This window comes from Arthrobacter sp. 05L428, assembly GCF_056397665.1.
Genome location: NZ_JBFTNW010000004.1, coordinates 63,413 through 75,932 on the forward strand (window position 1 = coordinate 63,413; position 12,520 = coordinate 75,932).

Consider the following 12,520-nt stretch of genomic DNA (forward strand, 5'->3'; position numbering starts at 1 on the left):
CTAGTGGATCAGCGCCAGCAGCACGCCGACGGCCATGAACAGCACGCCGAAGGTCCGGTTGAGGATCCGCTGCCCGCGGGCGTCGTGGGTGAAGCGCTGGAAGCTCGTGGCGGCTGCCGCGAAGAAGAACCACATGACCAGGATGTCGATCACGATCACGGTGGCGGACAGCACGAGGTACTGCGGCAGGAGTGGCTGGTCCGGGCGGATGAACTGCGGCATGAAGGCGAGGAAGAAGACGATCGCCTTGGGGTTGAGCAGGTTGACCCACAGGCCGCGGCGGAACATTGAGAGCGCCGGCTCGTTGCGGAGCGCGGCGGCCTTATCCTGGTCCAGATCGGGTTTGTGCCGGAACTGCTGGATGCCCAGGTAGACGAGGTAGGCGGCTCCGGCGTAGCGGATGATGTTGAAGGCCAGCGGCGAGCTCGCCACCAGCACCCCGACGCCAAGGGCCACGATCAGGATGTGCACCACCAAGGCGGCCTGCTGGCCAAGGATGCCCCAGATGGAACGCCGGAAGCCGGAGTTCAGGGAGTTGCTCATGGTGTTGATGGCGCCCGCACCCGGCGTGAAGCTGATCAGGACGCCGGCGCCGGCCAGGGCCAGCCAGAGGGAAAGTTGCACCTACCAAGTCTACGGTTCCGGCCCCGGCTGCCCTGCCTGATGACGCGGCTCTGCCCGTCGTCAGCCCTCGCGGAGGCCGTAGCTGAGAATCATGTTGCCCTTGCTGGTCTGCTGGGACGACTGCAGTTCAAGCCGCGTCAGGGGATCGCCGTCGTTGAAGAGCCGCCGGCCGCTGCCCGCGATCACCGGATGGACGATCAGCATCAGGCTGTCCAGCAGGCCGGCGAACAGCAATTGGTGGACCAGCGAGATGCTGCTGAAGATGCCGATGTCGCCGCCCTCGCCCTGTTTCAGGTCCGCGACGAAGTCCTCCAAGGGGCCTCCGATCAGCCGGGAGTTTTGCCATTCCAGGTCACCGGTCAGGGTCCGGGACGCCACAAATTTGGGCAGCGGGTTGATGAACCCTGCGAAATCCGCGTCCGCTTCGGCGTTGGGCCAGTACTGCGCCCATTGCTGGTACCCGACCCGGCCCAGAATCCCGGTGTCGATCCGGCCCATCATCTCGCCCATCCCGGCCCCCAGTTCCTCGTCGAAGCTGTCGAACTGCCACAAGAACGGGTCTTCAACCACTCCGTCCACGGAACTGAACAGGCCGGCCGTCACTTTGCGCATGGTTTCTCCTCGCTGCTGGGTCTTTGAGTGCACCCTAGCGGGAGTTTGGAAAGCAGGGAATGGCTGGCGGGAACCTGCTTTGTGGCTCAGGCCCGGGCGATCACTTCGCCGTTGGGGATCAGGAACCAGCCGTCGTCCGTGGAGCCCCAACGGTGCCAGCCCGCGGAAATCCGGGCCAGGTCCGCTTCGGTGGCGAAACCGTACTCGAGCGCTTGGTCTGCGAAGGCCGAGTGCAGCACGCGCTCGCCCCAGACCCGGGCCTGCCAGCGCCGCTGCTGGCCGGTTGCGTAGAGCCAGTTGCTGCTCGACGGCGCGACGTCGGTGAACCCGGCGGCCTGCGCCCAGGACACGAGCCGCCGTCCGGCGTCGGGCTCGGCGCCGTTCCGTCGGGCGATCCGCTGGTAGAGCTCCATCCACTCGTCCAACTCCGGCACGGCCGGGTACCAGCTCATGCCGTGGAAGTCGGCGTCGCGGACCGCCACGATCCCGCCGGCCTTGGCCACCCGGCGCATTTCCCGCAGGGCGGCCACCGGATCGGTGAGGTGCTGCAGCACCTGGTGCGCGTGCACGACGTCGAACGTCTCGTTCGGGAAGTCCAGCTCGTAGAGGTTGCCGGCGACAAAGCGGACGTTGGCCACGCCGCGCTCCGCGGCCAGGGCGCCCGCGTGGGCGATGATCTCGGGGGAGCGGTCCACTCCGGTGACCTCGCCGGGGGCGACGAGCGCGGCGAAATCGCAGGTGATGCTGCCGGGCCCGCAACCGACGTCGAGCACCGAAACTCCGGGGGTCAAATGCGGGAGGACGAACGCTGCGGAGTTCTCCGCCGTTCGCGAGGCGTGTGCGCGGACCACCGACTCGTGGTGGCCGTGGGTGTAGACATCGTCAGGCTGCTCGGCACTCATAAGGAAACGCTACGCCTCCCGCGGCCGGGGCGGGCCCAACTGACCGGCGCCAGTTGCCGGCGACTACTGCGAGTCAGTCGGGGCCGCGGCGGCTTCCTCGCCGGCGCGGACCGTGGCATCGATCATCGCGTGCAGGAACCGGGTGGCGATTTCCAGCTCGGCCGGGGTGAACTCCTCCAGGGCGGCCCCCATGTGCCGGGCGAGCGGCAGGAACATGGCGCCGCCGTCGCGGTACGCCTTGGGGGTCATCCTGAGCTGGACCTGCCGGCGGTCCGCGCCCTGCCGTTCCCGGACCACGTGCCCGGACTTGTCCAGCCGGTCGATCAGCGCGGTGGTGGCGGGCGAGCTGAGATGGAGCTCCCTACGCAGCACGCCCGGCGTGACCACCTGGTTCTTCGCGGTGTGCTGCATGATCACGGACAACGCGTTGAGGTCGGTGCGGTGCATGTCGTTGCGGGCGCCCGCCGAGTCCGCGTAGCGGTTGGCTTCGAGGCTGAACTCCTGAAGCAGACTGACCAGCGGGGGCGGGCCGGCGGCGTCGGGGATTGCCGGCATCTCTGTTGACATTTCACCCTTCCTGCTCGGCGCCTCGGGAGGCCTGCGCGGTTCTCGCCTTCCGGAGTTTACTCCAGCCCGTAAGCCTTCACGGTCAAAATCTTTCTAGCCTGTCACTTATATCGATCATGGAGATAATCTATGATTTACTAAAGTCTACTCCGCACCGCCACCCCGAGAAGGACACCATGAAACGCAACCGGCAAAACTCCACCCGTGTCCCGTTCTGGCTGCGCTGGCTGGTGCCCGTGGTACTCGTCGTCGCCTGGCTCGCTATCGCCGGGATCGGCGGCCCCACGTTCGGGCGGCTAAGCGAGGTCTCCTCCAACGACCAGGCGTCGTTCCTTCCCGCGGGCGCCGAGGCCACCGAGGCGCAGGACTGGCAGGCTAAATTCCGGGACTCCAAGGAGATCCCGGCCGTTATTGTGATCGAAAGCGATACCGAGTTCACCCGGGCCCAGCTCGGCGAGGCCGCTGCGCTGAAGGGCAAACTCGAAGCCCTGCAGCTTGGCAGCACCGTGATCGGACCCATCCCGTCGGAGGACGCGAAGGCGGTGCAGTTCGTGGTGCCCATCGCGTCCTCCGATGAGGTGAAGACCGTCATCAAGGAACTTCGGGACGAGGTGAAGTCCTCCGCTCCGGAGGGAATGCAGACCTTTGTGACCGGCCCGGCCGGGCTGACGGCGGACCTGGTCAGTGCTTTCGCCGGCATCGACGGCATCCTGCTGCTCGTGGCACTGGCGGCGGTCTTCCTGATCCTGCTGGTCGTCTACCGCTCGCTCTTGCTGCCGATCGCCGTGCTGTTCACCTCCGTGTTCGCGCTCTGCGCCGCCATCCTGCTGGTCTTCGGCATGGCGAAGCTGGGCTGGATCCAGCTCAACGGGCAGAGCCAGGGCATCCTCTCCATTCTGGTGATCGGCGCCGCCACAGACTACGCGCTGCTCTACGTGGCACGCTTCCGGGAAGCCCTGACGCACACCGCCAACCGCACGGCCGCGGCGCTCACGGCGTGGAAGGCCGCCTGGGAGCCGATCCTGGCCTCGGGCGCCACGGTCATCATCGCGCTCCTCTGCCTGCTCTTCTCCGACCTCAACTCGAACAAGGCCCTCGGCCCGGTGGCGGCCGCGGGCATCCTGTGCTCGCTCTTCGCGGCACTGACCCTGCTGCCGGCGATGATGGCGCTGCTGGGCCGCGTCGCCTTCTGGCCGTTCCGCCCCAAGCTGCTCCCGGAGACAGAGCGCGAACCCGAACTCGTCACCGGACTGGAGGGCCAGAAGGGCATCTGGCGCGCCACCGGGTCCCTGGTGTCCCGCCGGCCCCGCACCGTCTGGATCGCCTCCGTACTGCTGCTCCTGGTGGCATCCGCCGGCGTCCTCCAGCTCAAGGCCAACGGGGTACCGCAGACCGACGTCATCCTCGCAGCCTCCAACGCGGTGGACGGCCAGGACGCCCTGGCCCGGCACTTCGACGCCGGCTCCGGCAGCCCCGCCGTGATCGTCGCCGACCAGGCCAAGGCGCAGGAGGTGCTGGACAGGACCAAGACGAGCGACGGCGTCGGGGATGCCTACCTGCTGGCCGAAGGCAACGTGCCGATCATCCCCGGCGCGCAGGGCGCCCCCGGCGCCCCCGCAGCCCCCACCGCCCCGGCGGTCAGGGATGGCAAGGTGCTGATCAACGCCACGCTGAACTACGCCGCGGACTCAAATGAGGCCGAAAATGTCGTGCTAAACCTGCGGCAGGAACTGAAGAAGATCGACGGCGGCGCCCTCGTCGGCGGAGTGACCGCCACGGCGCTGGACACGAACACCACGGCCCAGCGCGACCTCGTCACCATCATCCCGGTGGTCCTCGCGGTCATCCTGGTGATCCTGATGCTGCTGCTGCGTTCCGTGCTGGCGCCGGTCCTGCTGGTCGCCTCGGTGGTGCTCTCCTACGGGGCCGCGATGGGCGTCTCCGCCGTGGTCTTCAACCACATCCTCGGATTCCCGGGGGCCGATGCCACGGTCCCGCTCTTCGGCTTTGTCTTCCTCGTGGCGCTGGGCGTGGACTACAACATCTTCCTGATGAGCCGGGCCCGCGAGGAGTCCCTCAAACACGGCACCCGTCCGGGCATCCTGCGGGGCCTCGGCGTCACCGGCGGCGTGATCACTTCGGCCGGCGTGGTCCTGGCGGCCACCTTCGCGGCGCTGAGCGTCATTCCGATCATGTTCCTGGTGCAGCTGGCCTTCATCGTCGCGTTCGGCGTGCTGCTGGACACCGTCCTGGTCCGGTCCCTGCTGGTCCCTGCCCTGGCCTACGACGTTGGCCCGCGGATCTGGTGGCCGAGCAAGCTGGGACGGCCCTCATCCGATGCCGCGGCACGCGAGCTGCCGGCCGCCCCGGAGCCGGAATCCGCCGAGGCGGGACTCCGCTAGCCGGAACCCGGCGAACCCCCTGCCGCAGCCGCCGTCACCGTCCCTGGCCCCCACCAGGTGCGGTGGCGGCGGCTGCTTCGTTAAGCGGCGCCGGGGGGCAGCCGGGGTGCCGCACGCTCGGGCGGACCCCTGTTGCCTCCCCGCGGCGCTCGATAGACTGCGACTGCGCCCGCGCGGGCGCCCACGCTTGCAGGAGGGATCCAAACATGTCTGAAAACAGTGAGTTTGATCGAACGGCAGCAGAGAAGCAGCACGGCACCGCCCCGGTTCCGGCTGCCGCCGAAGAACCGGCGACCGAGGGCGACGCCGGCCAGTACGTCGAGGGCGACTATGGCCGGGCGGGCGTTGCGGGGGAGAATCCGGCAGCGGCCCCCGAGGGTGAATATGCAGAAGGGGATTACGGCCGGGCCGGAGTAGCCAGCGGCTCCACCGTCGGCGCCGAAGAGGGGGACTACCCCGAAGGCAACTACGGGGCGGCGGGCGCAACCGGTCCGGACGCCGCCGGCGTCGAGGAGGGCGAATATCCGGAGGGCGACTATGGGGCCGCCGGGGCCGCGGGCGCCCAGCGCACAGGCCGCCGCACCCAGGATGCCGCCCACGACGAACCGGCAGGGCGGGATGGCACCGTCCGGGACGATGCGGGCCGCGAAGAGCTCTAGTTCCGCTGCCGCACCTGGCGCGGGCCCGTTCTCGCACAGCGAAATCACGGCTGCGGAGCGTTTGCGCTGCCCTAAATCCGCTCAAATCCGCGGCTTTGCGGCGCTTCCCGGCCCGGAAGCACCACTCGTAACTCCAAGTTGAGTCGAATGGACTCAACTTCGGATTGACATCCATCCCGGGCTGGGTAAAGTTGAGTGCAGAGCGCTCAATAAGTGGGCGCGCCTCGTTTTCGACGGGCTCGATCGCCGGGTATGGCCCGGCCGCCGGGCACCCGCCCGATTGCCGGGGGCCAGCAAGTTTCCAAGGAAAGAAGGAAGCAACACATGTCACGTGCAGTAGGTATTGACCTCGGAACCACTAACTCCGTCGTCTCCGTTCTCGAAGGTGGCGAGCCCACCGTCATTGCCAACGCCGAGGGTGGCCGCACCACGCCGTCGGTTGTTGCATTCTCCAAGTCCGGCGAAGTCCTGGTCGGCGAGATCGCCAAGCGCCAGGCCGTCAACAACATCGACCGCACCATCGCCTCGGTCAAGCGCCACATGGGCACCGACTGGAACGTCGCGATCGATGACAAGAAGTACACCGCCCAGGAAATTTCCGCGCGCATCCTGATGAAGCTCAAGAACGACGCCGAGTCCTACCTCGGTGAAAAGGTCACGGACGCCGTGATCACCGTTCCTGCATACTTCAACGACGCCGAGCGCCAGGCCACCAAGGAAGCCGGCGAGATCGCTGGCCTCAAGGTCCTGCGCATCGTCAACGAGCCCACCGCGGCTGCCTTGGCCTACGGCCTGGACAAGGGCAAGGAAGACGAGCTCATCCTCGTCTTCGACCTCGGCGGCGGAACCTTCGACGTGTCCCTCCTCGAAGTCGGCAAGGACGAAGACGACTTCTCCACCATCCAGGTGCGCGCCACCGCCGGTGACAACCGCCTCGGCGGCGACGACTGGGACCAGCGCGTCGTGGATTACCTGCTGAACCAGCTCAAGGTCAAGGGCATCGACCTCTCCAAGGACAAGATCGCCCTGCAGCGCCTGCGTGAAGCTGCCGAGCAGGCCAAGAAGGAACTCTCCTCCTCCTCGAGCACCAACGTCTCGCTCCAGTACCTCTCCGTCACCCCCGACGGCCCGGTCCACCTGGACGAGCAGCTGACCCGCGCGAAGTTCCAGGACCTCACCAAGGACCTGCTGGAGCGCACGAAGAAGCCCTTCCACGACGTCATCAAGGAAGCCGGCATCAAGCTCTCCGACATCGACCACATCGTGCTGGTCGGCGGCTCCACCCGTATGCCCGCCGTCTCCGAGCTGGTCAAGGAACTCGCCGGCGGCAAGGAGCCGAACAAGGGCGTCAACCCGGACGAGGTCGTCGCCGTCGGCGCCGCACTGCAGGCCGGTGTGCTGAAGGGTGAGCGCAAGGACGTGCTGCTGATCGACGTCACCCCGCTGTCCCTGGGCATCGAGACCAAGGGCGGTGTCATGACGCACCTGATCGAGCGCAACACGGCCATCCCCACCAAGCGCAGCGAAACCTTCACCACGGCGGACGACAACCAGCCGTCCGTGGCGATCCAGGTCTTCCAGGGCGAGCGTGAGTTCACCCGCGACAACAAGCCGCTGGGCACCTTCGAACTGACCGGCATCGCACCCGCCCCGCGCGGCGTGCCGCAGGTCGAGGTCACCTTCGACATCGATGCGAACGGCATTGTGCACGTCTCCGCGAAGGACAAGGGCACCGGCAAGGAACAGTCGATGACCATCACGGGCGGCTCCAGCCTCTCCAAGGAAGACATCGACCGCATGGTCCGCGACGCCGAGGAGCACGCAGCAGAGGACAAGGCCCGCCGCGAGGCGACCGACACCCGCAACACTGCCGAGCAGCTCGCGTACTCCGTGGACAAGCTGATCGCCGACAACGCCGACAAGCTGCCGGAAGAGGTCAAGACCGAGGTCCAGGCCGACGTCGACGCCCTCAAGGCAGCGCTCGAAGGCACCGACGACGCCGCCGTCAAGACCGCGTTTGAGAAGCTGCAGGCTTCCCAGACCAAGCTCGGCGAGGCCATCTACGCCCAGCCCGGTTCCCCCGACGGTGCCGCTGGCGCCCAGGGTGCTCCGGCCGGCGAGCAGGCGGCTTCCGACGAGGACATCGTTGATGCCGAGATCGTAGACGAAGACGAGAAGAAGTAATCATGCCGCACCACGGTAACGAAGAAGAGCACGGCGACGAGAGCCGTGATGACAGCCAGAAGCCGGTGATCCACGACAACCGCAAGGTTGATCCGAAGACCGGCCAGGCACGCCATCCCGACCAGGAGCGCGCCGCCGCAGGGGAGCCCGATTCCGGGGACGCACTGTCCCAGGCCGAGGACATCCTCAATAGCGTCGAGGTTCCGGCAGCGGAGTCCGTGGCGCAGGGCGCAGGTGCCGGGGAGGCGGAGGAACTGAAGAACGACCTTCGCCGCCTGCAGGCCGAGTACGTCAACTACCGCAAGCGCGTTGAACGTGACCGCGCCGTGGCAGGGGAGATGGCCGTCATCGGCGTCCTCAACGCCCTGCTTCCGGTGCTGGACGACGTCGACGCCGCCCGGCAGCACGGCGACCTGGCGGACGGACCGTTCGCCGCGATCGCCGCGAAGCTGGAGAACGCGCTGAAGACGTACGGCCTGGTGCGCATCGATGAGACCGGCGTGGAGTTCGATCCCACGATCCACGAGGCCCTCATCCAGCAGCCCGGCCCGGATGTCGAGACCGACACCGTCAGCCAGGTCCTGCGCTCGGGCTACAAGTCCGGCGACCGGGTGCTCCGCGCGGCCCAGGTCATCGTGGCCGTCCCTGCCTAGCAGCACGTCATCGAGATGACAGTTCGCGCCGGTGTTTCCCGCAAACATTGGCGCGAACTGTCATCTCGGCACACACTTTTGAAAGGAAACGCCATTGGCTAGCCAAGACTGGGTGGACAAGGACTTCTACAAGATCCTTGGTGTCGCCAAGGACGCTTCCGACGCCGACATCAAGAAGGCCTACCGGAAGCTCGCGCGGCAGCATCACCCGGACACCAACGCCGGGGACACTGCATCGGAGAAGAAGTTCAAAGACATCTCCGAGGCCTACTCGGTGCTTTCCGACGCCGACGAGCGCCAGCAGTACGACGCCATCCGGGCCATGGGCGGCGGCGCCCGCTTCGCCCCCGGCGGCGCCGGCGGGGCGGCCGGCGGTGCCGGCTTCGAGGACCTTTTCGGCGGGCTGTTCACCGGCGGCGGCGGACGCCACTCCGGCGGCTACAGCACCGCCGGCGGCATCCCGCCCGAGTTCGCCGACCTGTTTGGCGGCGGCGGCTTCGGCGGCGGTGGCCAGTCGTTCCAGCGCGCACCCCAGAAGGGTGCCGACCGGACCGCGTCCACCAGCATCTCCTTCGCCGGGTCCATCCGCGGCACCACCATCGGGCTGCGCGAACCGGACGGCGAAGTCATCGACGTGCGCATCCCGGCCGGCATCAAGGACGGCCAAAAGGTCCGCGTCCGCGGCAAGGGCCAATACGGTCCGGCCGGCAACGGCGACCTCATGGTCACCGTCACGGTGAAACCGCACGACTTCTACACCCGCGACGGCGACAACCTGCGCATCCATGTCCCGGTCACCTTCGCCGAGGCCGCCCTGGGCGCCGACATCGAGGTTCCGACCATCGACGGGGACAAGGTCAGGGTCCGCGTTCCCGCCGGCACCCCGTCAGGGCGCACGCTCCGCGTCAAGGGACGCGGCGTCAAGCACACCAAGGCCACCGGTGACCTGCTGGTGACCATCGACGTCGCCGTGCCGAAGAAGCTGAGCAAGGACGCCGAGGAAGCCGTGAAGGCTTTCGCCGCGGCCACCTCCGGCGAGGACGTCCGCGCCGGCCTGGCAGCCAAGGCCCGGCTGTAGGAGTCCTGCCATGGACATCGAGTTCGACCAGCCGATCTTCGTCATCTCCGTCGCCGCGGAACTGGCGGACATGCACCCGCAGACGCTGCGCCAGTACGACCGGCTCGGCATCGTCTCGCCCAGCCGCGCCCCCGGCAAGTCCCGGCGGTACTCGCAGCGCGACGTGAACATGCTCCGCGAGGTGCAGCGGCTCTCCCAGGAGGGCGTCTCACTCGAGGGCATCAAGCGGATCCTGCAACTGGAAAACCAGGTTGCGGCGCTGCAGCGCCGGGTCACCGAGCTGACCGAGGAACTGGGCCGGCGCCGGCAGCCGCTGGACTCCCGCATTTTCGCCGCGGGGGCAGCCGGCGACGTCGTCACATTGGCCCGCGGACAGCGGCCCCGCGCCCGTTCGCAGGCCCTGGTGGTATGGCGGCCGCATGAGACGCCCTGACCGCCTCCAAGTAGTCGGCCCGGGCGAACTGAGTACTCGGTCGCAAATTCGGGTGGCCTAATCCGCATAGTCGGGTACCGCCAGGCAGTGACTTCCCGCCTGCGCGGCCGGTTGAATGGTCTTGGCAGCCGGGTGGCCGCCGAGTGGACAGCCGATATGACTCGGCTCCAGTGCAAAATGTCGGGGGGCACAGCACATGCTTCAGTCAACTATTCCGGACGCAGCAGCGCCGGCGTCCGCAACGATCGCGGGCCGGCCATGAACAGCGGACTGTACGCCGTCGCACTCTTCGGACATTCCCTGCCGGGCCTGCTCCTGCTCACCCTTGGCCAATCCGTTGTGGTGGTCTGCGTCTGTTTCGATATGGTCCGGGCAGTCTCGGTGCCGCGCTCCAGGCGGCGCTACGTAGCCAACACCGTGTTCCGGACGCTGGCGCTTCCGTCCATCCTCTGCATGTCCCTCGTTGTGCTGGTCCATGCCGCGTCCGGCGCCTGGGAACAGGTGGCCGCCGGGGTCTTCGTCCTGGTTGCGGTGATCTTCCGCTGGCACCACGACACGGACGAGGACAGCTGGTGGACGGGCAAGGGCAAGGCCCTGGGACGCTGGCTCCGCAAGAGCCTGCCGGCGCCGCGGGCTGTGGCATCCGCCGCCGTGTGATCCCCGGGGCGCCGGCTCAAAAAATCGCGTTGACGGTGTTCCAGCCGCCTCCGACCCGCACCCGCACCAGCCACGTGCCGCCACTGCTTCGCGGGTAAAGCCAGAGGCTTCCGGCGCTATCGCGGGCCAGGATGTCCGGTGTGCGGTCACCGTTGAGATCCCCGGGACTCATCAGGGCGGTCATGCCGTTCCAGCCGCCGCCGAGCAGCACCCGGGGGAGCCAGCCGCCCGTGCCGCTGCCGCGGTACAGCCACAGCCGGCCGGTGGCAGTCTCCCGCGCCACGACATCCGCGGCGCCGTCGCCGTCGAAATCGCCCGGGGCCACCAGCGCATTAAAGATGTTCCAGCCGCCCCCGACCCGCACCCGCGGGAGCCAGCCGCCGGCGCCGTTGCCCGGGTAGAGCCAGAGGAAGCCGGTCGCTGCCTCGCGGGCCAGCACGTCGACGCGCTGGTCGCCGTTGAAATCGCCCGGGCCGAGGATGCCATTCATGATCTGCCAGCCATTGCCGGCCAGGATACGGCTGAGCCATCCGCCGGTGCCGTTGCCGCGGTACAGCCACAACTTGCCGGTCGCGGCCTCCCGTGCCAGGACGTCCAGGGGGCCGTCGCCGTTGAAGTCCCCGGGAGTCTCGAGGGCGTTGTACGCGGCCCAGCCGGCCCCAATCCGGATGCCCGGAAACAGCCCGCCGCGCCCCGTCCCCGGGTACAGCCGCAGCTCGCCGGTGGCGGCGACCCGGGCCAGGACATCGTTGTTCCAGTTGCCGTTGAAATCCGCGGTCGCCCCCGAGAGCGCGGAGGCCGGCACGGGCAGCGCGGTAAACGCGTAGGGGGCGCAGGTGAGGTCGTAGTCGCGGACGTCGTCGTACCACTGTGACAGGAAGACCCGGCCGCCGGAGAAGCTGGCCTGCCGGCACCGGTCCAGGGCTTCGGACGGGTAGTCGAGGCGCCCGGCGGTGGCCCAGACCGGCACCCCCGGCAACCTCCACGAGCCGGTGATGTCCTGCCAGCCGGAGGCGAAGGAGTAGAGGCCGTAGGAGTATCCCGCGTCCCGGAGGCCCCGCATCAGGCCTTCCACCACGTACCGGTTCTCGCGCCGTTGCACCGCGGTGGCGGCGGGCCAGGGCTGGGCCGGCCGCGGCTCCACATCGATCCAGACGACGGGTGGCCGGAAGCTCACCCGCTGGAGGCTGGCGAGGGCGTAGCGGGCTTCGGCGTAACCGACGTTGGAGAGCTCTCCGGCCCGGGTACTGGCGGACCACGGCCCCTGCGCGCGGTAGGTGGCAAGCTGGGCGGCGGTGGGGAAAGCCGCCATGGTGTAGGCGTGGGCGCGCTTGTTATTGGTGCCGACCCAGGCCACCTGGCTGGCCAGGCACGGGTTCTCGGTGAAGGGCAGTCCCCGGGTCAGGCCCAGCACCACGAACTGGGTAGTCGCCGGAGGAAACGGCAGGCCCAGGCCGCCGACCGCCGTCGGGCATTGCGGCCAGGAGATGTCATGTCCGTACAGGGTGGCCGCCTGCGCCGGCGGAGCGGTGGCCGGCAGCAGGCCCAACACCAGGGCCAAGGCTGCCACCACCGACGCCAGCGCCGATGCGGGCCGCCGCGGGTGCGCCGCGGTGTCAATGAACCTCATACGCGCGGCCATGGCCACCCGCTCCTTCGCCCAAGCTCTTCCCGATACGCACCATTGGACACCCGGATCGACGCCCTCCGCTAGGGCTGGACGCCCCTGCGCGGACGGGCCGGACCAGC

General features: G+C 68.3%; 12 protein-coding genes. 7 read left to right on the forward strand and 5 right to left on the reverse strand.

The features are described 5' to 3' along the window. The 4 genes from AC1DH3_RS10105 to AC1DH3_RS10120 form a co-directional block, all read right to left on the reverse strand. Positions 1–624: a LysE family transporter gene (locus AC1DH3_RS10105; RefSeq protein WP_476891904.1), complete on the reverse strand. Its 624-nt coding sequence runs from the start codon at positions 622–624 to the stop codon at positions 1–3. 60 nt (positions 625–684) lie between these two features. Next, a complete protein-coding gene (locus AC1DH3_RS10110) occupies positions 685–1,236 on the reverse strand; it encodes a dihydrofolate reductase family protein (RefSeq protein WP_476891905.1) in 552 nt (183 codons plus the stop codon). Between the two features lie 86 nt (positions 1,237–1,322). Continuing rightward, the gene (locus AC1DH3_RS10115) at positions 1,323–2,138 is read right to left on the reverse strand and encodes a methyltransferase domain-containing protein (protein WP_476891906.1); all 816 of its coding nucleotides are present in this window, start codon (positions 2,136–2,138) and stop codon (positions 1,323–1,325) included. Positions 2,139–2,201: 63 nt separating this feature from the next. Next, complete coding sequence (locus AC1DH3_RS10120; protein ID WP_476909221.1) at positions 2,202–2,705, reverse strand: MarR family winged helix-turn-helix transcriptional regulator; 504 nt, start codon at positions 2,703–2,705, stop codon at positions 2,202–2,204. A 176-nt stretch (positions 2,706–2,881) separates the two neighbouring features. Here AC1DH3_RS10120 and AC1DH3_RS10125 point away from each other — a divergent pair, with 176 nt between their 5' ends. The 7 genes from AC1DH3_RS10125 (at position 2,882) to AC1DH3_RS10155 (ending at position 10,771) form a co-directional block, all read left to right on the forward strand. Continuing rightward, positions 2,882–5,107 carry an MMPL family transporter gene (locus AC1DH3_RS10125; RefSeq protein WP_476909222.1) on the forward strand — a complete coding sequence of 742 codons (2,226 nt, stop codon included), beginning with the start codon at positions 2,882–2,884 and terminating at the stop codon, positions 5,105–5,107. Positions 5,108–5,313: 206 nt separating this feature from the next. Beyond that, positions 5,314–5,766: a hypothetical protein gene (locus tag AC1DH3_RS10130; RefSeq protein WP_441416603.1), complete on the forward strand. Its 453-nt coding sequence runs from the start codon at positions 5,314–5,316 to the stop codon at positions 5,764–5,766. A gap of 324 nt (positions 5,767–6,090) precedes the next feature. Continuing rightward, positions 6,091–7,950, forward strand: a complete 1,860-nt coding sequence (dnaK, locus tag AC1DH3_RS10135; protein ID WP_175322345.1) for a molecular chaperone DnaK — start codon at positions 6,091–6,093, stop codon at positions 7,948–7,950. Between the two features lie 2 nt (positions 7,951–7,952). Continuing rightward, entirely contained in the window at positions 7,953–8,603 is a 651-nt protein-coding gene (locus AC1DH3_RS10140) for a nucleotide exchange factor GrpE (RefSeq protein ID WP_476909223.1), read from the forward strand. Between the two features lie 94 nt (positions 8,604–8,697). Next, a complete protein-coding gene (locus tag AC1DH3_RS10145) occupies positions 8,698–9,681 on the forward strand; it encodes a DnaJ C-terminal domain-containing protein (RefSeq protein ID WP_441416605.1) in 984 nt (327 codons plus the stop codon). Between the two features lie 10 nt (positions 9,682–9,691). Continuing rightward, positions 9,692–10,114: a heat shock protein transcriptional repressor HspR gene (locus tag AC1DH3_RS10150; protein WP_441416606.1), complete on the forward strand. Its 423-nt coding sequence runs from the start codon at positions 9,692–9,694 to the stop codon at positions 10,112–10,114. A 258-nt stretch (positions 10,115–10,372) separates the two neighbouring features. After that, entirely contained in the window at positions 10,373–10,771 is a 399-nt protein-coding gene (locus AC1DH3_RS10155) for a hypothetical protein (protein ID WP_441416607.1), read from the forward strand. A 16-nt stretch (positions 10,772–10,787) separates the two neighbouring features. On the opposite strand, the gene AC1DH3_RS10160 is transcribed toward AC1DH3_RS10155, so the two are convergent. Next, positions 10,788–12,413 carry an FG-GAP repeat domain-containing protein gene (locus AC1DH3_RS10160; RefSeq protein ID WP_476909224.1) on the reverse strand — a complete coding sequence of 542 codons (1,626 nt, stop codon included), beginning with the start codon at positions 12,411–12,413 and terminating at the stop codon, positions 10,788–10,790. Between the last annotated feature and the right edge of the window lie 107 nt (positions 12,414–12,520).

Coding starts and splice junctions, on each gene's coding strand:
- AC1DH3_RS10110 (WP_476891905.1), bottom strand. CDS start 1,236: ATGCGCAAAGTGACGGCCGGCCTGTTCAGTTCCGTGGACGGAGTGGTT.
- AC1DH3_RS10115 (WP_476891906.1), bottom strand. CDS start 2,138: ATGAGTGCCGAGCAGCCTGACGATGTCTACACCCACGGCCACCACGAG.
- AC1DH3_RS10120 (WP_476909221.1), bottom strand. CDS start 2,705: ATGTCAACAGAGATGCCGGCAATCCCCGACGCCGCCGGCCCGCCCCCG.
- AC1DH3_RS10125 (WP_476909222.1), top strand. CDS start 2,882: ATGAAACGCAACCGGCAAAACTCCACCCGTGTCCCGTTCTGGCTGCGC.
- AC1DH3_RS10130 (WP_441416603.1), top strand. CDS start 5,314: ATGTCTGAAAACAGTGAGTTTGATCGAACGGCAGCAGAGAAGCAGCAC.
- dnaK (WP_175322345.1), top strand. CDS start 6,091: ATGTCACGTGCAGTAGGTATTGACCTCGGAACCACTAACTCCGTCGTC.
- AC1DH3_RS10140 (WP_476909223.1), top strand. CDS start 7,953: ATGCCGCACCACGGTAACGAAGAAGAGCACGGCGACGAGAGCCGTGAT.
- AC1DH3_RS10150 (WP_441416606.1), top strand. CDS start 9,692: ATGGACATCGAGTTCGACCAGCCGATCTTCGTCATCTCCGTCGCCGCG.
- AC1DH3_RS10155 (WP_441416607.1), top strand. CDS start 10,373: ATGAACAGCGGACTGTACGCCGTCGCACTCTTCGGACATTCCCTGCCG.
- AC1DH3_RS10160 (WP_476909224.1), bottom strand. CDS start 12,413: ATGGCCGCGCGTATGAGGTTCATTGACACCGCGGCGCACCCGCGGCGG.